Here is a 19,946-nt window from a genome sequence, read left to right on the forward strand (position 1 = left end):
TTTTTTTATTTCTCTTCTTAGTCAACTTTACAAATTTCAATCGGACATTCCTCGCAATCGATCTCCCGTTTTAAATAATCTAGGTCATGGATAGTAATCGATCCTTTATCGCTGGAAATGATCCCAGCTTTTCTTAAATCGCTAAGCAGTCGATTGACGACTTCACGTGAGGTGCCGCAGAAATTGGCCAGTTCTTGATTTGTCAAAGGTAATTCAATCAAAATTCCTCTATTCGTTTTAACTCCATAACTATTACTGATTCGAATTAAGGTTGAGTACAAAGCACCTTTTTTTCCGTGGAGAACTAAATCACGAAACTTGGTTTGTGTTTTCCGGTATTGCAGACTCATCCATTTTATGAATTCAAAGGATAGAGGAAGATTTTGTGAAAGTTTTTCCTCTAGAGTATCTTTCATGATGACAGCCACTTCTCCACTTTCAATGACACGAGCGCTTAATAAATAACGAGAAGAGGGGGAGAATAAGTTTAATTCGCCAACAAAGTCACCTTTGGAGCACATTCTTAACGTAAGTTCTCTTCCATCTGGAATAATCTTACTAATTTGTAGAATCCCACTTTGCACGATATACAATTCATCGGCTCGCGATCCTTCTTGAAAGAGAAAAGATCCTTTTTCGATTCTTTTTATATGATGAACCGTATCAAAGAGATGGGACAACGTTACGGGCATTTCTTTTACTGACTGCATACTACTAACCACCTTTACAGGTACGAATGTTTTTTGAAAAAATAAATGCCAGTCAAGGTCGGAATTGCAAGATATTACTATAATTATATTGTTAACAAAGAATAATTAGCAATAAATGTAGAATAAGTTCATACAATCGTCAAAAACTCATCAAGTATTACTTTGGGAATTGTCTAGCTTCAGGCACCCTCCGCTTTTCTTATTTCTTAGGAAATAATGTCGATATCTGTTTGAATTTGAAAGAACTTCCTATTATGGACAAAACCAAAATGGAAACAATAAAGATGTAGATAAAGGAGGGAAGAAAGTGGGACAAAATCGTCAGTTTAAATCAGGAAAAAAGGCTCCGAATAATGGTATATATATTGAAATTGGTGAAACCGGAGATAATGTACTCCATCCTAAACAAATAAAGCTTAAAGCAGGAGATGCGTTCCCCGAGACATCCAATCATAACCGAGTTTGGACGTATCAGCGAAAGCCGTAAGAGGTTCAAAGAAGTCATCCAATTCGGATGGCTTTTTCCTTGTCCAAATTTTACTTCTATTTAGCATTTGATTTATAATTAAATTAAATAGGTCAATAATGGTCAAAAAGGAGTGAGAAAAGTGGACTTAAACCGAATGACGGAGCGGTTACAAAAAGGAATTATGGATGCCGAGACCCTGGCTATTCGAGAAAATCATCAGGAAATTGATGAACCACATTTATTTTTAACGCTAATGGATCAAGAGGATAGTCTCATTGCCGCCATTTTTGAAAAGGCAGGGATGCCCTCAGAAAAGGTAAAGAAAAATCTTTTGGATTCATTAGCCAAAAAACCTCAGGTTACCGGTAGCGGGGTTGAACAGGGAAAACTCTATATTACGGCAAAGCTGCAAAAATTATTGGTTAGCGCGGAGGAGTTTGCCTCAAAATTTGCTGATGAATATATATCGGTTGAGCATTTTTTATTAGCGGCAGCCTATGCGAATGATTCAGCAATTAAAAAAATTATCCAGGCATTTGGTAAAACACCGGAAACTATTTTAAAAGCAATAAAAGAAATAAGGGGGAACCAAAGAGTGACATCACAAAATCCCGAAGCAGGATATGATGCTCTTAAAAAATACGGCAGAGACCTCGTTGCCGAAGTAAAAGCAGGGAAAATGGATCCAGTTATCGGCAGGGATACTGAGATCCGGAATGTGATTCGGATTTTATCAAGAAAAACAAAGAATAATCCAGTGTTAATCGGTGAACCGGGGGTAGGAAAAACGGCGATTGTCGAGGGTTTGGCACAAAGGATTGTCAGAAAGGATGTCCCGGAAGGCCTTAAGGATAAAACGATTTTTTCCCTGGACATGAGCTCCTTAATCGCTGGGGCAAAATTTAGAGGCGAATTTGAAGAAAGATTGAAGGCCGTTTTAAACGAAATTAAGAAAAGTGAAGGGCAAATTTTGCTATTCATTGATGAAATTCATACAATCGTTGGCGCAGGAAAAACCGAAGGGGCGATGGATGCCGGCAATATGTTAAAGCCGATGCTTGCACGCGGAGAGCTTCATTGTATCGGTGCCACGACACTTGATGAACATAGAAAATATATTGAAAAGGATCCAGCCCTTGAGCGCAGGTTTCAACAGGTGCTTGTCCAAGAGCCGAATATAGAAGATACGATTTCCATATTAAGAGGATTAAAGGAACGCTTCGAAGTGCACCACGGGGTGAAAATTCATGATCATGCCCTTGTGGCCGCAGCAACGCTATCAGATCGCTATATTACTGACCGTTTTTTGCCTGATAAAGCGATTGACCTTGTCGATGAAGCATGTGCGATGATTCGCACCGAAATTGATTCCATGCCAACTGAACTGGATGAAGTGACACGGAGGGTCATGCAGCTTGAAATTGAGGAGGCAGCATTACGAAAAGAAAGTGATGAGGGAAGCAAATTAAGGCTTGGGGTGCTCGTAAAAGAACTTGCAGACCTAAAAGAACAGGCAAATACCATGAAGGCGAAATGGCTCCAAGAGAAACAAAGCATCCAGAAGGTGCAGGATAAAAGAGAGCAGCTTGAAAAGCTCCGCCGGGAGCTTCAGCAGGCAGAAGATAAATATGATTTAAACCGGGCTGCGGAACTTCGCCATGGGCAAATTCCATTGACAGAAAAGGAACTAAAGGAATTAGAGAGTGGAGCAGCCAAGGATGACCGTTTACTTCGGGAAGAAGTAACAGGTGAGGAAATTTCAAATATCGTCTCAAGATGGACGGGGATTCCTCTTTCTAAACTTGTTGAAGGTGAAAGAGAAAAACTACTGAAATTGGAATCCATATTGCACGAGAGGGTTATTGGGCAAAATGAAGCCGTTAACTTAGTTGCGGATGCTGTTCTTCGGGCACGTGCAGGAATAAAAGATCCAAACCGGCCAATCGGATCATTTTTATTTTTAGGGCCGACAGGTGTAGGGAAAACAGAGCTGGCAAAGGCATTGGCCGAGTCTTTATTTGACAGTGAGGAACAGATTATCCGGATAGATATGTCGGAATATATGGAAAAGCATTCAGTTTCACGTCTAATTGGTGCGCCTCCAGGTTATGTCGGTTATGAAGAAGGTGGGCAGCTGACGGAGGCAGTAAGGAGAAGGCCATATTCGGTTATTTTAATGGATGAAGTTGAAAAGGCACATCCCGAGGTATTTAATATTCTCTTACAAGCACTCGATGATGGGCGAATCACTGATTCACAAGGGCGGGTAGTAGATTTTAAAAACACCGTTATTATTATGACTTCCAATATTGGCTCACACTTCTTACTTGAACGAAGTGAAAATGAAATTGAAATTTCAGATGGAACAAGAGAAAAAGTAATGAGTCAATTGCGAACCCATTTCCGGCCGGAATTTTTAAATCGAATTGATGAGATCATCCTTTTTAAATCATTGTCATTAGCAGAAATAAAAAATATTGTTGTGAAAATGATGAAGGAACTGGAAAATAGGCTTAAACAGCAGCAAATCAATATCTCTATTAGTGAGGATGCGAAGGAGTTTATTGCCGTTAATGGATTTGATCCTATTTATGGGGCAAGGCCACTAAAAAGGTATATCCAACGGAATATTGAAACAAAGCTAGCACGTGAAATCATAGCCGGTCGCGTCTATGACCAATCGACAGTAGATATCATGATAGAAGATGGGGAAGTAGTATTAAACGTACATTAAATAAAAAAAGGTCATCCATAGATATGGAAGACCTTTTCCCCTATTTTTTAGTGTTGCTCAACAGGCTCATTAGGAATCACAGCAGCAGCAATGTAAATTAAAACAGTTACTCCCAAAGAAACAACAACACCTGGCATAAATTCAAATTTTGCACCTGGAGTCATCGAACTAACGACATATGTAAGCATTTGCACTAAAAGAAAAGACCAGAAAAAAGTCCAAAAGAATCGCACTATTTTTCACCTCTACCCTATTTTACATTAGTTATAATAGTACCATACGATAATAAAAAAATATAGAGAAAATGAATTTCTGATTTAACTTTTTGTGTAAAGTCTGAAATATGGGCAAACTCCCTTTCATCTTTTGTGAAATGGCATACAATATGTTGAGGAAATATGTAAAAGGAGATTTATCGATGGAAAATCGCAATTTTCAAATGGATGCCCAATGGAATATCATTCATTACCCCGAAAAGCCAACCGGATTTGGGATCTTAATCATCGGTGATGAACGGCATTTTGTAGATGAGAGCAAATGCTTTTGGACACAAAACGAAGGAAAGCTGGCCATAGTCAATGAACTAAAGGATGCAGGGTACACCATTTTTTCCTCAAATCTTTATGGGCGAAACTGGGGTAGTGAAAGTGCTGTCGAGCATGCTCAAAGATTATATCACCATGTGATAAGGAGCGAAATCCTTAATCATAAGATTCATATTTTGGCCGAAGGTATGGGGGCACTTGTTGCAGTCAGGTTATTGGAAAAAATGAAGGGCAGCATAAGGTCGATGATCTTACTCAACCCAATCCTGTCCTTAAAGTACCACCTTGAACAGGAAAAGGAACACAAATTTTTTTATAAAAAATTAATGAGGGAATTAACTAATGCCCACAACATGGAGCAGGCGCAGATGGAAAGTACCGTTTTTAGCATGGAAGATATTGTTCATCTCGAGTTCAACTGTCCAGTAAAGATTATTCACGTACTAGCCGGTGGAAAGTCATATACGCAATCAAAACTATACCAACAAATTATCAAGTCTCCAGTAATTAATCCTACTTACATTCTTCCAGAAAAAAAACCACAGCTCGGTAAAATATTCATAAAGTTTTTGACCAGTCATGAAACAGTACTTTAAGCTATCTTCCTCCCCAAAAAGAAATATTTCATGAATGAATTGCATAGGATTCAATAAAGCAGGTTTGGGGAGGAATTTTAAATGGACAAGGTTATTATTTTTGGAATATATGAATTTGTTAGTTTTCATACATGCAAAACCCTTTTGAATAAGGGTGTAGAGGTGACAGGGATTCACATTGATGCCCTTGAAAATAGCCCGTTTTTTGAAGAAAAACGACTTGAGGTGGGGAGAAATGCTAATTTTGTGGAACGATCCTTAACCGAGTGGAAATCACTACGAGAAGAAGTCGTGATTCCAACAACTTTCCTATTTTCAATCTATGATTTATATATGCTAAACAAAGAAACAATTTTACAAAAGGAAAAGGTCATAAAGCCGATTATCCAATTTATGGAGGAATATAAAAACAATGCGAGTATAGTGATCATTCTTCCCATCCAAATGCTCAGAGTGAAGCAAGAAAAGTCAATCGAAGCATTTATAGAACGGGTTAAAGGATGCTGCACAAACATCCAGATGGTTTATTTACCAGCCGTTTACGGGCCGTGGCAACCATCATCTTATCTATATCAAAAGGCGATTCTTTCGAAATGGATAAAGCAAGAAATCATAATGGATGAAAGAGAATGGACAGGTGATGTTTTATTTGTTGAGGATGTAACAAGGACACTCATAAAAACAATAGAAACCGGTCACCAAGGGAATTTCATAATAGAAAGTGGGGAGAAGAATTATTGGGAAGTGTGTGCCGATTATCTTCAAATAGATGGTGAATTAATTCGAGCGAACCGCAATGAACCATTGCCAGTTGATCATCAAATTGATGTCATATCTGTAGAAAAAGTAACACCATTTGAAGATTCCATCTCAAAACAAATGGAACTTGTACAACTTTTGTATTCCAAGGAATTGTAGAAAAGTGTTATTTTATGTCGAATTGGATTATAGTATGTAGAAGTATAGGAAAATTGTCTTTTCATTTCCCGAATCAAGGGTTAAAATATAAGGAAAATGAACGTCTTCTTTTCTTTTATAGGTTCAATATTTGCTCCCAGAAACAGAAAAGGACATGTATTGGAGTGTCAGCCGTTTAAAGGAGTTGCATGAAATGTTTAACCGTTTCGGGATCATGCTTTTATGTCTTCTTTTACTTGGGGCTTGCGGGGAAACAAAAACGCCTGGCAAATTACAGAAGGTGGGCTTGTTAGTTCCAGAAACAATTAATGACCAAGTATGGGGAACAAAAGGCTATAAAGGAATGTTAAAAATACAGTCAAAATTTAATGTGGATGTATTTTATAAAGAAGGAATGAATTCACAAGCCGTTGTTGAACGTGCAGTAGAGGAATTTGAGCAAAAAGGGGTTAATCTGATCTTTGGTCATGGGTCGGAGTATGCAGAATACTTTAACAATATTTCTAAAAATCATCCCAAAATACATTTCGTCAGTTTCAATGGTGATGCAAAGACCTCCAACACAACAAGTCTTAACTTTAAAGCACACGCGATGGGTTTTTTTGGCGGAATGATTGCTGCCCATATGTCTAAAACAAATAAAGTAGGAGTTTTAGCCGCATATGAATGGCAGCCGGAAATTGAAGGCTTTTATCAAGGTGCATTAGCTGAGAATAAAAAAACATCTGTCAGTATAGAATACGTTGGTAATTGGGATGATAGCACAAGGGCCACTCAATTGGCTCATCAAATGTTAGAAAACGGTGTTGATGTGGTTTATCCGGCCGGTGATGGGTTTAATGTACCTGTTATTGAGCAAGTGAAGGAAAAAGGTTCATATGTCATTGGCTATGTTTCTGACCAATCAGACTTAGGTGAATCAACTGTATTAACAAGCACACTACAGCAGGTGGACACATTATATGAAAAAGTAGCAGCACAATACAACGATGGCAAGCTAAAATCGGGTAATCTTTCTTTTGATTTTCAGGATAATGTAATTTCTCTCGGGAAGTTTAGTCCATTGGTCCCTAAAGATTTCATTGAAAATATGAACAAACAAATCAATCAATATAAGAAAACAGGAAAACTGCCCAAATAAATTTTTAAAGGAGTACATATGATTAATCAAGATAAGACATTACAATTTATGCAGATAGCGATGAAATACTTACCGGAAGCGAAAGATCAATTAGATCAAGCCGGAGTTGAATTATCAATGGAGTTAATTCAGCCATTTATGGATCTATTTACAAACGTTATGCAAGAAGCCTATGAACTTGGCAGAGCAGATGCCCTTGCTGAAAACGAATGAAGAAATAAGCTGCCCATCAAAAGTGGCAGCTTATTTCTTTTTCCAAAATTGTTCGATGACTGGATATATTTTATCGAATAACGGCTTTAGTCCCCGGACGGATTCATATAGGGTATCAATATTCATCATTAGTTCCTCATAATTGATAGTAGATTGGTTTTGCTCGGGTTCTTGGTGTTGATGATGGGGATGGTTCCGTTGATGAAGTTCTCTCCTAGAACCAAACATAAAACTAGTGAATCGGTCTTGCTCGGTATACTCCTGGGACTCCGCCCTTGTTTCCGAGAAAACCGAGCTTTTCTCCTCTTTCTCCTCTTGCACAATATTTTCCATTGTTTAGACCCTCCATTTTAGAAAGTATACTTAAAATAGAATATGACTAAACGAATAAAAGGAAAGTACATTAGCGGAGTATAGATAGTAAGAAACAGTTGCTTAATGTAGGTTTTATTTGTTAAAATTAGTACCAAGTCATAATAATTGATATTAATTCCTGTAATATAAGAGGATAGCTAGCCAATTAAAAGGAGATGGGACTTATGAGAGCGGGTATTGTCGGAATGGGCAGGTATTTACCTGAAAAAATTGTCACCAATCAGGATTTAGAAAAAATAATGGATACCACTGATGAATGGATCCGAACTCGAACAGGAATTGAAGAACGGAGAATAGCTGCTGACGATGTAAATACTTCAGACATGGCGTTTGCTGCCGCTCAAAAAGCGATTCAGGATGCAGGAATTACTGCGGAAGAGATTGATTTAATTTTAGTTGCTACAGTTACTCCAGATTCACCGTTTCCATCTGTTGCCTGCAGGATTCAAGAAAGATTAGGGGCAAAAAAGGCTGCTGCGATGGATGTTAGTGCGGCTTGCGCTGGCTTTATGTATGGAATTATTACTGCTAAACAATTTATTGAGTCGGAAGACTATAAATATGTACTTGTAGTTGGTGTAGAAAAGCTTTCTAAAATTACTGACTGGAATGATAGAAATACTGCTGTATTATTTGGAGATGCCGCAGGAGCTGCCATCATTGGTCCGGTTTCAGAAAACCGTGGTATTCTTTCCTTTGAACTAGGTGCAGACGGCACGGGTGCGAAACACCTTTACCAAGACGAGTATATCATTATGAATGGACGTGAGGTTTTCAAGTTTGCGGTACGGCAAATGGGGGAAAGCTGTGTTCATGTGTTGGAGAAGGCCGGTTTAACGAAAGAGGATGTCGATTTTCTGATCCCTCATCAAGCAAATATTCGCATTATGGAGGCATCCAGACAAAGATTAGAGCTTCCGGAAGAAAAAATGTCTAAAACAGTTAATAAATACGGCAATACCTCATCAGCATCAATCCCAATTTCATTAGTCGAAGAGTTGGAAGCAGGGAAAATTAAAGATGATGACCTGATCGTAATGGTTGGCTTTGGCGGCGGTTTAACATGGGGCGCTATTGCCATGCGTTGGGGGAAATAGAAAAGCGGAAGCGCCTTGGCTGCTTGCGCTGAATAGTTATCGAAGTTAAATGATTTTTATAGATAAAAGGAAAAAGTTAGTGTAGAAAAGGAGATGTACAAATGGAAAAGCGTAGGGTGGTAGTGACAGGCATTGGAGCGGTAACACCGTTAGGTCTTGATGCGGAAACAACATGGAAAGGGATCCTAGAAGGCAAGTCGGGCGTTGGACCGCTGACAAGAGTAAATGCCGATGAGTATCCTGCGAAGGTAGCTGCTGAAGTAAAAGATTTTAATCCTGAAGCATTCATGGATAGAAAAGATGCTCGGAAGATGGATCGGTTTACACAATTTGCAGTTGCAAGCGCGGTAATGGCTGTAAAGGATGCAGATTTAACGATTACGGAAGAAAATTCTCCACGTGTTGGAGTATGGATTGGTTCTGGAATTGGCGGAATGGAAACATTTGAACAGCAATTTGAAATCTTTCAAAAGAGAGGGTACAAACGAGTTAGTCCATTCTTTGTTCCAATGCTTATTCCTGATATGGCAACAGGACAGGTTTCAATTACGCTGGGCGCAAGAGGATTTAATTCCTGTACCGTAACGGCATGTGCAACGGGAACGAACTCCATTGGCGATGCCTTTAAAGTCATTCAGCGCGGTGATGCCGATGTAATGGTAACCGGCGGTGCAGAAGCACCAATTACAAGAATGTCTGTTGCCGGCTTCTGTGCCAATACAGCACTTTCCACAAATCCTGACCCGAAAACTGCTAGCAGACCTTTTGATAAAAACCGTGATGGTTTTGTCATTGGCGAGGGTGCAGGAATCGTTATTTTAGAAGAATTAGAGCATGCGTTAGCACGCGGGGCAAAAATTTATGCAGAAATCGTTGGCTACGGAGCAACCGGTGATGCCTATCATATTACAGCACCGGCACCAGGCGGCGAAGGTGGAGCGCGGGCAATGAAAATGGCTATAAACGATGCCGGATTAAAGCCTGATGAGATTGATTATGTAAATGCCCACGGAACAAGTACCGAATATAACGATAAGTTTGAAACACTTGCTGTTAAAGAGGTATTTGGTGAGCATGCATATAAACTTGCCATGAGCTCAACGAAATCGATGACCGGTCATCTTCTTGGCGCTGCTGGCGGTGTTGAAGCTATTTTCACCGTACTGGCGATAAAAGACAGCATGCTGCCGCCAACCATTAATTATGAAACACCAGATGAAGATTGTGACTTAGACTATGTAGTAAATACAGCACGTTCGCAAGAAATTAAGGCAGCCATGAGTAACTCGCTCGGCTTCGGTGGTCACAACGCAACAATCGTGTTCAAAAAGTATGAATAAGAACTTAGTAACGGCCAGACATCTGTCTGGTCGTTTTTTTTCAGTGAAAAGGAATTTTTGATGGGTTTGTAGAAGTACCTATTTATGAAAAAGATGAAATTTAGACAGAATGTCCATCGAAAGGAATGAAACGATGAGAATCGGAAAGTTTGCGGAAACCAATGATTTGAGTATTGATACGATTCGTCATTATATGGATCTGGGGATAATTGTTCCGGAAAAGTCGGGCGGACATTATTTTTTTGATGAGCAATGCCAAAATGAATTAGAACACATTTTGGAATTAAAAGGGATGGGCTTCAGTTTACATGAGATTAAAATGATCTTTTTTTATAAAAACTTTGGAAAATTATTGGATTATGATGAGGATTCCTACTATCGAACACTTTTTTTAGATAAATTTAAGAAGCTTGAAGAGGAAATAAAGAACTTAATCGAAATAAAAGATCGGCTAAAGTTGAAGCTTGAACATATATCAACCAAATCCACAGATTCAACCTTTATGATGGGGGTTGATTTACAGATTCTCGATCTCTTAAAATGCCTGAGATGCGGAGAAACACTGATCCTCCAAGATGGGATTATTAGCAGAAATCAAATTATGGACGGTAAGCTGCACTGTGATTGCGGCACAGAGTATCTGATTGAATCGGGTATTGTAAAAGTAGGTGAATCAAACAGTTCAATTATGGGGCTGACTATTGAACACCAAATTCATGAATACATTCAGGAAACGGATCCGCTCTATTTGGAAAATTTGCAGAAAGGACTGCACTGGTCAAAAAGGAAGCTTGATCAAGTTGATTTACATCATCGTGTGTTACTCGAATTAGGGTCAGGCTTCGGATTTTTCCTGCGAAATATTTTCCAAGATCTGCCGGATGATTGTCTCTATATTGCCGTTGACCATAGCCTGGAAAAACAGCGTATTTTGAAAAGTTTACTTGAAAGAACGGGCTCCAAGAGAAGAATTCTTTTTATTTGTGCGGATTTTCTCGAAATACCGATAAAAGATCATTCTGTCGATATGATCATTGATTCATCAGGTACAAGCAATTATAGCTTTCATCACGATACGTTTTTGCTACATGAAGTGGATTCACTGGTTAAATCTGACGGTTTTTTATTGGGAACTTATATTGCCTTTAAAAACTTCAGTCCTAAAAGTAAAATTTCTGCCAAATTCAGAGACAATTTTACCGTTGATAAAATCAGGAAAAATATTGACAAGTTAAAGTATAAACCTCTAGAGGAGAGGAATTCGGAATATGTCGATAAAGGCGGGAGGTATGAAGATTTCTTTGTTAAAGGAGAAGAGATCTTTTCTTATTCGTTTTTTGGAAAAAGGTAGGGTAAACCCTACCTTTTTCATTTTGCCATCATAAAATTCATGGATTATGCCTATTGCTGTTGGGTTCACCCTACCCATTATGCTATTTATAGAAGAAAAAGTAGGGGGAATGATTCATGGAAACTTTCCATTTAAGTACGGCAAAGGTGAAGGACAGAAAAGAAGCGAAAAATATTTTTCTTTATGCTACTGGAAAAACCATTTCCATATTTGGTACAGCTATTTATAGTTTTGCGTTAGGGTTATACGTGTTAAAGCTGACGGGATCAGCGTTAAGCTTTGCTGTAACCCTCATTTTGGGAATAGTACCAATGATTATTATTAATCCATTAGCTGGAGTAATTGCGGATAAATTCAATAAAAGGATCTTAGTGGTTTCGATGGATCTACTAAGTGGAATCCTATTAGTTACTGTTTATTTGTTAAGTAATCTGTATGGATTAAGTTTAATACTGATCTATGCCACCACCCTCCTTTTGACGGTATTTACCACCTTCTTTGGTGTTGGAGTGGAAGCCGGTAAGCCAAACATGGTCTCTGAAAAAATGCTGATGGATATCAATTCTGTTTCAAAAATTATTGACTCTGTCTCCTCAATATTGGGTCCAATGTTAGGGGGATTTGTGTTTGCAATCTTTGATATTGAAACCTTTATCCTCATTAATGGAATTTCGTTCATCCTTTCCGGGCTATCCATGCTCTTTATTGACTTCAACCTTTTCAATCATCAATCGAATGCGGACCATTCAGGTGGAAAAATTCATTTGATACAGGATTTAAAGGACGGCTTTCAGTATTTGTTTAGTAAAAAGAGTCTGATGAGTATATTTATTTTGTTAATAACGATAAATTTCTTTCTTGGCTTTGCAGTGACGATTCCTTTACCATATTTCATTAATACCATCCTGCAGCTTGGATCGAAGGAGTTCGGTATGATCCAGGGGGCTTTCCCTTTGGGTATGATCCTAGGGGCTGTTTTGGTTAAAAAAGCTACTGAAAAAATTTCTTATTCCAATTTGTTAAAGGGTTTAAGCTTTTCCCTAGCGATCTTTATGATTATTTCAGGAATGCCAGTCATCCCTAATGACCTGCAAATTAATCCTGTTATTGTCACGGGCTTTTACAGTGCGGTAATGTTTAGTTTTGGATTCATCATAGCATTTATTGATATACCTCTTGCCTATTTTATGCAAAAGGAAATTCCAGATGAATATCGGGGAAGAGTCCTCAGCATTAGTATTAGTATTGGGAAAGCGATGCTTCCTGTAGCGATGATTGCTTCAGGAACTTTATTAAACTACATTCCAGCCTATATTATGCCTATAGCAGGTGGAATCCTGTTCCTTCTAATTAATTTGCGTTCATCGAACAAGATAAAGATTGAAATCAATGCGGAAAAAGCAACCTCTTAGCTGTTTAAGTTTTTTATCATCCTATTTTTTCAAAGAACTTCTTCTAAAAAAATTCATAAAATGTCCAGAGGGAGAACTTGAGGTAGATGGGGTGAAAAAGTGGGAATCATTCGAACGGATCAATGGTTAAAGGAAGAGTTTGATCGTCCGACAAAACTCTGTGAAAGGCTTTGCCCATATTTTAAGGGGCAAAAAGCAAAGGAAATTTACAACCAGTTAATGGGTTTTGGAATGTATCGTCCGTCTCGTTCCGCCTACAGCAATCTAAACGACATGGTGGATCAAAACGTATGGGAAAAAGTCGAAGTGATATTCCGTAAATATAAAAATAAATGGAATGGACCAGATGTACCTGTTTTTCTCTTTCCGGTAGACAACCAATCTGGATTTTTTTTTAGGAGAGAAGAAAAACGGAAAGCCGGAGTTTCCTTCCCTGATAAAATGTTTCTTTTTCTCGCGCATTTAGAAGACCCGAAAGAAATGGAGGCAATTTTTATTCATGAATACCACCATGTCTGCCGCTTAAGCATGTTAAATAAAAAAATGGAAGACTATACACTTCTTGATTCCATCGTCATTGAGGGGCTGGCAGAATATGCCGTATTAAAACATTGCGGTAAGGAATATTTAGCCAATTGGTGCCGTATGTATACAGAAAAGGAACTTACAAATTTTTGGGATCGATATTTAAAAAAACAACTGAGCATAAAAAAGAATGAAAGAGGGCACGATGAACTTTTATTTGGAGGGGGGAGAGTTCCTAAATTGCTTGGATATGCAGCAGGGTATAATGTTGTTGGTAAATTTTACGAAAAACATCATTATTCTACAAAACTATCTTTTACTATTCCTGCTGCAAAATATATTAAATAAGCTTTCCAAAAAAAGCCTTGTATTAAGGCTTTTTCTAATTCTGAAAATGCGAAAATTTCCAATTTTGTAAAAGGTCTTGCAATTGTAACAATTCCGTAATATAATTCTATTTAAATATAACGAATAAACAGAATAATCCAAAAAAGGTAAGAAGGTGTACTATGAGCACAAAAAAGGTACAACGCAAAGAGGCACCGCTGCTCGAAGTGAAGAATTTAGAGACAGCCTTTGATATTGATGGTACTGATTACAATGCTGTAGATAATGTTTCCTTTCAGGTAAAGCCACGGCAAATAGTTGGTGTTGTAGGGGAATCAGGCTGCGGAAAATCGGTTATGAGTCTCTCGATTATGCAGCTGCTTCCAAAAGGCATTGGAAAGGTCAAATCTGGTGAAATCATTTTTGATGGAATTAATCTAGAGAAAATGTCCGAATCCCAAATTAATAAGATCCGTGGGAAGGATGTTTCAATGATCTTTCAAGAGCCAATGACCTCACTAAATCCAGTATTTACAATTGGCTATCAATTGCAGGAAGTACTTTTTAACCATTTGAAGATTTCTAAACGCGAAGCACGGCAGAAAGCAATTGCTCTTTTAAAAAGTGTAGGAATTTCTCGGCCTGAGAAAATTGTTGATGAATATCCACATCAATTGTCCGGTGGAATGAGGCAGAGGGTTATGATAGCAATTGCCATAGCCTGTCAGCCTAAATTATTAATTGCAGACGAACCAACAACAGCCCTTGATGTGACAGTTCAGGCACAAATATTGGAGCTTTTAAAAGAAATTCAAGAGGTAAATGATATGTCCGTTATTCTGATCACACATGATTTAGGAGTAGTAGCGGAAATGTGTGATGAAGTCATCGTGATGTATGCAGGAAAGATTGTTGAACGAACAGATGTTGATACATTGTTTCATAACCCTAAACATCCATATACAACATTACTTTTGGGTGCAATCCCGAAAATGGATGGAACAGAAGAGCGCTTGAGCTCCATTCAAGGGATCGTTCCATCACTTACAAATATGCCGAAGGCTGGCTGCCGATTCGCCCATCGATGTCCAAAGGCAATGCCCGAATGCACAACTATTACCCCATTGCTCCGAGATATCGAACAGGGCCATGAGGTTGCTTGTTTACTCTTTGAAACAAGTAAACCGAGAGAAGGGGTGAGGTAATGAGTTCAGTTTCAATACATAATAAAGATAGCGCTTTCACTAATTTCGAAAATCTTTTAGAGATTCATAATCTTAAAACCTATTACCCTGTTAAAGGTGGATTTTTTAAACGTACTATAGGAAATGTAAAAGCGGTTGATAATATCACTTTCGAGATTAAGAAAGGGGAAACACTTGGACTAGTAGGTGAATCGGGCTGCGGTAAATCAACTGCAGGACGGACCATTTTGCGATTATTGAAACCTACAGAGGGCAGCATCCTTTTTGATGGAAAAGATATTACGAGAATTCACGGTAAACACTTGCGAGAGATTCGTAAGGATATGCAAATGGTTTTCCAGGATCCGTACGCTTCCTTAAATCCAATGCAAATGGTAGGAGATATCATTGCTGAACCGATTTATAACTTTACAAAAAAAAGTAAAACAGAATTAAAAAAAGAAGTCATGGATTTACTAGATAAAGTTGGTCTGCCGCCAGATGCATATTATAAGTATGCACATGAATTTTCCGGCGGTCAGCGCCAAAGAATTGGTATTGCCCGTTCTCTTGCACTTAGGCCGAAATTAATCATTGCCGATGAACCGGTATCCGCACTTGACGTTTCCGTACAATCCCAGGTGCTAAATCTATTAAAAGATTTACAGGAAGAATTTGATTTAACCTTCCTGTTTATCGCCCATGATTTAAGTGTGGTAAAACATATGAGTGATCGAATTGGAGTTATGTACTTGGGCAATATGGTAGAGATTGCGGATAAGGGTCTCCTTTATGCAGAACCTCTCCATCCATACACACAGGCTTTAATATCTGCGATCCCATCGCCAGATCCAAGGATTAAGAAGGAAAGAATTATCTTAAGAGGAGATGTGCCGAGTCCTATAAATCCTCCATCCGGATGTCCATTTCATCCGCGCTGTCCAATGGCAATGGAGGAATGTTCAAAACTTAAACCGGTATTAAAGGAAGTTAAGCCCTCTCACCGAGTCGCTTGCCACCTTTATTCATAAAGCGGAAGCGCCTTGTTCAGGCTGCTTGCGCTAGATAGTAATCAAGTTTTACCAAAAATCTTATAGGGGGGAAACAAATGAAGAAACGAAGTATGCTTATGCTAGCGGCATTAATGCTTGTCCTATCGGCATTTTTATCGGCTTGCAGCGGCGGAGAAAAAGCAGGTACAAAGGAAAAGGACAAGGAAGGTACTAACAGTGGTGAAACAGCAGGTAAGCCGCAGGATGGCGGAACATTAGTATATGCATTGGATTCATCTCCGAAAGGTATTTTTAACTTTGCTTTCTATGATGATGCTGTTGATTCTCAAGTGCTCGATCTCTTTGATGAAAACTTAATCGATTATGATGAAAACTTGAAGGCACAGCCACATATTGCCTCATGGAAAACAACAGACAATAAGGTATATGACTTTGAGATTAAAAAAGGCGTAAAATGGCATAATGGCGAAGAATTGTCAGTGAAAGACTGGGAATTCGCATTATACACGCTTGCTGACAAGGATTACGAAAATTCTCGCTTTGAAAATGTAAGAACAATTGAAGGCGCTCAAGATTTCCATGATGGAAAAGCGGATAAAATCTCAGGTATTAAAGTAATTGACGATTACAACATTCAAATTACTTTTGATAAGGCTCGTGTAAACAATTTGGAAAATGTGTGGACATATCCATTGTCCCGTAAGGAATTTGAAGGTATTGCTGTTAAAGATATGCCGGCATCTGCACAAGTTCGTACGAAGCCAGTCGGTTTAGGACCATTTAAGGTAACAAAAGTGGTTCCAGGTGAATCTGTAGAAATGGAACGCTTTGACGATTACTTCGGAGGCAAGCCGCATATTGAGAAGCTTGTCGTTAAAGTTATCGATCCATCTCTATCCGTTGGGGAACTTAAAAATGGCACACTTGATATGACTGCGTTCCATCCAAGTATTATTGATCAAGTAAAAGCACTTGATAATGTTAATGTAATCACATATCCAGGATTAAGCTATTACTATGTTGGTTTCCGCTTAGGTACATGGGATGGCGAGAAAAATATCATGAATGAGCCAAAATATCAAAACCTAAAACTGCGCCAAGCAATGTATTATGCTATTAACCGTGAAGAATGGGTTAAAGCGTTCTTCTTTGGTGTAGGTAAACCAGTAAACCGTCCAATTCCAACAAATCACTGGATTGCTGCAGACAATAAAGACCTAGAGCAATTCAAATATGATCCAGAAAAAGCGAAGAAATTATTAGACGAAGCAGGCTATAAAGATGTTGATGGCGACGGCTTCCGTGAAGATCCAAATGGCAAGAAATTTGTTGTTAACTTTAGTCACTACGCAACGCAAAACCCTACGTTTGAATCGCGAGCGAAAGCAATGACTCAATATTGGGAAGCAGTTGGTTTAAAAACGAAACTTAATATGGTAGATTTTAACCTTTATTATGACATGCTGGATAAGGCTGATAAATCTATGGAAGTATACTTTGCTGGCTGGTCAACTGGTACGGATCCGGATCCTACTGGACTTTGGAGTTCGAAAGCACTTTGGAACCATCCTCGCTGGGTTAATGAAGAGAGCGATAAATTATTAGATCAAGCACTAGATATGAGTGTTGTCGGTACTGATGCCAATAAACGTAAAGATTTATATGTACAGTGGCAGAAGCTATTCATGAAGGAACTTCCTGGATTACCAATTGCTGAACTTGAAGAAACAATGGCCGTTAGCAAGCGGGTTCAAGGCGCTAAATTTGACGTATCAGGGATGAATCGTCCAAATGAATGGTGGATTAAGCAATAATTAAAGCAGACAAATGATTCAATTTTAAACTAAATGATGTTCTTTCGGAGGGACCAGGGACAGTCTGTTCACTAGTCCCTCCTATTTTACAAACGAATATGGGATTACATAAATTTTCCATACTAAACAAGTTAAGACAAGGAGAATGCACATGTTAAAGTATGCATTTCGAAGAATATTGGGCATGATTCCTATGTTATTCCTTATTTCCATTGTGGTCTTTACTTTGGCAAAATTAATGCCTGGAGATTCTCTCGGCGGGGAAATTGATCCAACCAAAACGAATCCACAATATATTGCGGAAATGAGGGAAAAATTGGGCTATAACGACCCGTTGCCACAGCAGTATGCTCGTTGGATTGGTAAATTTGTACAAGGCGATTTTGGGAAATCCACACGTTTTAAAATTCCGGCTGCTGAGGTAATTAGCGAACGCATGCCTAACACCATATTACTAGGATGTACTTCTCTCCTCATTACCTATATCCTTGCTTTCCTAATGGGAACATATGCTGGACGAAAACCATACACACTTTCGGATAATTTAATTGGCGGAATAAATTATTTAGGTTTGTCTATTCCATCGTTTATCGCCGGGGTAGTTGCCATCTTCCTATTTTCCTTTACACTCGGTTGGTTTCCATCGAATGGCTCTGTTGATATTGGTTTAACTGAAGGGACGATTGAATATTGGTTAAGCCGCCTGCATCACGTATTCTTACCAGCTTTAGTTCTTGGATTATTAAGTACTGCAAGTTATACCCAATTTTTACGTAACGATATTATTGAAAATAGCCGGAAAGATTTTGTCCGCACTGCACGTGCGAAAGGGACAGCAGAAAGAAAAATTTATAATGTTCATATATTAAGAAACTCGATTATTCCGCTTATTACATTTTTAGGTTTTGATTTAGTTGCGATTATCAGTGGTGCAATTATCACCGAAACGATTTTTACTTATCCAGGTCTTGGACAACTATTCTTACAATCTGTAGGAACCAGAGATTATTCGGTATTAATGACGTTGACAATGTTATTCTCCTTCTTAACACTAATCGGCAACTTGGTTGCTGATATATTATACGGTGTGGTAGATCCGAGAATTAGGCTAGATTAGGGGGGAAAGAGATGGAAATTATAACTCAGAAAAAAACTAAAATTAGTACAGTACCCCCGCAAAAAAGTTTATCACCATGGGCAATTGCCCGGAAAAAATTTCTGAAAAATAAATTGGCCTTGATAAGTCTCATTTTTTTAATCATTGTAGCAGTTGTTTCTTTCCTTGCACCGTATATTACGACGGCTGACGTTACAAGAATTAATATCGGCCAAATGTCATTAGAGCCATCAAGTAAGCATTGGCTGGGTACAGATAAGGCAGGCCGGGATGTATTTACACGATTATTGTATGGCGGTCGGATTTCATTGCTTGTTGGAATGAGCTGTACATTATTTGTAATTGTTCTTGGTACTTTAATCGGTTCCATTTCAGGTTACTTCGGCGGTGCAGCTGATAGCTTATTAATGAGATTTACTGATTTTATCTTAAACTTTCCTTTTCTAGTATTTGTAATTGTTCTAAATGCCATTCTTTTTGGTAAAGTAAATGGATTATGGGTTTTGATCGGAACCATTAGCATTCTAAGTTGGGGCGGGATTGCTAGGATAGTACGAAGTAAAATCCTGGCCGAGAAAGAAAATGAATACATTACTGCTGCCATTTCTATTGGTTGTTCGCCAGCAAAGATCATTGTAAAACATCTACTGCCAAACATTTTATCTACTATTATTGTTCAGGCGACCATTACATTTGCAACGATGATTGTAGCGGAGACAGGTTTAAGCTTTCTTGGCTTTGGTGTGCCGCAAGAAATTCCAAGCTGGGGGAATATGTTGAATTCGGCAAATGAGCCGGACGTGCTCCAATTTAAACTTTGGATTTGGGTTCCACCTGCGTTAATTATTACCATCACCATCTTATCGATCAACTTTATTGGTGAAGGTTTAAAAGACGCATTTAATCCGAAATCAAGAAGATAAAAATCTACCATCCCGATATGGTAGATTTTTTTGTCACTAAAACCGGACTCGGTTATAAAAAATGGTACACCCCCATATACATTTCGGTAACTGGCTTAAATTTGAATTGGGGCAAAATATATATAAAGGAATAATTTAACTA

19 protein-coding genes are annotated in these 19,946 nt (G+C 38.5%); 16 read left to right on the top strand and 3 right to left on the bottom strand.

What is annotated here, in order from left to right:
• Positions 1-17: 17 nt before the first annotated feature.
• Entirely contained in the window at positions 18-710 is a 693-nt protein-coding gene (locus tag BABA_RS20150; RefSeq protein WP_007087091.1) for a Crp/Fnr family transcriptional regulator, read from the bottom strand.
• Between the two features lie 307 nt (positions 711-1,017).
• On the opposite strand from BABA_RS20150, the gene BABA_RS20155 reads away from it, so the two are divergent.
• Both BABA_RS20155 and clpB read left to right on the top strand, forming a co-directional pair.
• On the top strand, positions 1,018-1,197 hold the full coding sequence (locus BABA_RS20155) for a YjzC family protein (protein WP_007087092.1): 180 nt from the start codon (positions 1,018-1,020) through the stop codon (positions 1,195-1,197).
• 121 nt (positions 1,198-1,318) lie between these two features.
• Positions 1,319-3,913, top strand: coding sequence for an ATP-dependent chaperone ClpB (gene clpB, locus BABA_RS20160; protein WP_007087093.1), 2,595 nt, complete (start codon positions 1,319-1,321; stop codon positions 3,911-3,913).
• Positions 3,914-3,960: 47 nt separating this feature from the next.
• On the opposite strand, the gene BABA_RS20165 is transcribed toward clpB, so the two are convergent.
• Positions 3,961-4,146: a YjzD family protein gene (locus BABA_RS20165; RefSeq protein WP_007087094.1), complete on the bottom strand. Its 186-nt coding sequence runs from the start codon at positions 4,144-4,146 to the stop codon at positions 3,961-3,963.
• A gap of 185 nt (positions 4,147-4,331) precedes the next feature.
• On the opposite strand from BABA_RS20165, the gene BABA_RS20170 reads away from it, so the two are divergent.
• From BABA_RS20170 to BABA_RS20185, 4 genes are all read left to right on the top strand, one after another.
• On the top strand, positions 4,332-5,054 hold the full coding sequence (locus tag BABA_RS20170) for an alpha/beta fold hydrolase (protein WP_007087095.1): 723 nt from the start codon (positions 4,332-4,334) through the stop codon (positions 5,052-5,054).
• A gap of 81 nt (positions 5,055-5,135) precedes the next feature.
• A complete protein-coding gene (locus tag BABA_RS20175; protein ID WP_007087096.1) occupies positions 5,136-5,972 on the top strand; it encodes a hypothetical protein in 837 nt (278 codons plus the stop codon).
• Between the two features lie 193 nt (positions 5,973-6,165).
• Positions 6,166-7,113: a BMP family ABC transporter substrate-binding protein gene (locus tag BABA_RS20180; protein WP_007087097.1), complete on the top strand. Its 948-nt coding sequence runs from the start codon at positions 6,166-6,168 to the stop codon at positions 7,111-7,113.
• Between the two features lie 18 nt (positions 7,114-7,131).
• The gene (locus tag BABA_RS20185; RefSeq protein WP_007087098.1) at positions 7,132-7,326 is read left to right on the top strand and encodes a ComZ family protein; all 195 of its coding nucleotides are present in this window, start codon (positions 7,132-7,134) and stop codon (positions 7,324-7,326) included.
• Between the two features lie 30 nt (positions 7,327-7,356).
• Here BABA_RS20185 and BABA_RS20190 read toward each other — a convergent pair whose 3' ends face one another.
• Positions 7,357-7,659: a hypothetical protein gene (locus tag BABA_RS20190; RefSeq protein WP_007087099.1), complete on the bottom strand. Its 303-nt coding sequence runs from the start codon at positions 7,657-7,659 to the stop codon at positions 7,357-7,359.
• A 206-nt stretch (positions 7,660-7,865) separates the two neighbouring features.
• On the opposite strand from BABA_RS20190, the gene BABA_RS20195 reads away from it, so the two are divergent.
• From BABA_RS20195 to opp4C, 10 genes are all read left to right on the top strand, one after another.
• Complete coding sequence (locus BABA_RS20195; RefSeq protein ID WP_007087100.1) at positions 7,866-8,798, top strand: beta-ketoacyl-ACP synthase III; 933 nt, start codon at positions 7,866-7,868, stop codon at positions 8,796-8,798.
• Between the two features lie 101 nt (positions 8,799-8,899).
• Complete coding sequence (gene fabF, locus BABA_RS20200; RefSeq protein ID WP_007087101.1) at positions 8,900-10,138, top strand: beta-ketoacyl-ACP synthase II; 1,239 nt, start codon at positions 8,900-8,902, stop codon at positions 10,136-10,138.
• Positions 10,139-10,271: 133 nt separating this feature from the next.
• On the top strand, positions 10,272-11,489 hold the full coding sequence (locus tag BABA_RS20205; RefSeq protein ID WP_007087102.1) for a MerR family transcriptional regulator: 1,218 nt from the start codon (positions 10,272-10,274) through the stop codon (positions 11,487-11,489).
• Positions 11,490-11,605: 116 nt separating this feature from the next.
• The gene (locus BABA_RS20210) at positions 11,606-12,901 is read left to right on the top strand and encodes an MFS transporter (RefSeq protein ID WP_007087103.1); all 1,296 of its coding nucleotides are present in this window, start codon (positions 11,606-11,608) and stop codon (positions 12,899-12,901) included.
• Between the two features lie 99 nt (positions 12,902-13,000).
• The gene (locus BABA_RS20215) at positions 13,001-13,774 is read left to right on the top strand and encodes a DUF2268 domain-containing putative Zn-dependent protease (RefSeq protein WP_007087104.1); all 774 of its coding nucleotides are present in this window, start codon (positions 13,001-13,003) and stop codon (positions 13,772-13,774) included.
• A 161-nt stretch (positions 13,775-13,935) separates the two neighbouring features.
• Entirely contained in the window at positions 13,936-14,958 is a 1,023-nt protein-coding gene (locus BABA_RS20220; protein ID WP_007087105.1) for an ABC transporter ATP-binding protein, read from the top strand.
• Positions 14,958-15,968, top strand: coding sequence for an ABC transporter ATP-binding protein (locus tag BABA_RS20225; protein WP_007087106.1), 1,011 nt, complete (start codon positions 14,958-14,960; stop codon positions 15,966-15,968). Before BABA_RS20220 ends, BABA_RS20225 begins: the two co-directional genes overlap by 1 nt.
• 77 nt (positions 15,969-16,045) lie before the next feature.
• Complete coding sequence (opp4A, locus tag BABA_RS20230) at positions 16,046-17,764, top strand: oligopeptide ABC transporter substrate-binding protein (RefSeq protein ID WP_007087107.1); 1,719 nt, start codon at positions 16,046-16,048, stop codon at positions 17,762-17,764.
• A 151-nt stretch (positions 17,765-17,915) separates the two neighbouring features.
• Entirely contained in the window at positions 17,916-18,881 is a 966-nt protein-coding gene (gene opp4B / locus BABA_RS20235; protein WP_007087108.1) for an oligopeptide ABC transporter permease, read from the top strand.
• A gap of 11 nt (positions 18,882-18,892) precedes the next feature.
• Positions 18,893-19,804, top strand: coding sequence for an oligopeptide ABC transporter permease (opp4C, locus tag BABA_RS20240; protein ID WP_007087109.1), 912 nt, complete (start codon positions 18,893-18,895; stop codon positions 19,802-19,804).
• Positions 19,805-19,946 lie beyond the last annotated feature (142 nt).

Origin of the sequence: Neobacillus bataviensis LMG 21833 (assembly GCF_000307875.1) — a bacterium.
Classification (GTDB): domain Bacteria; phylum Bacillota; class Bacilli; order Bacillales; family Cytobacillaceae; genus Neobacillus; species Neobacillus bataviensis.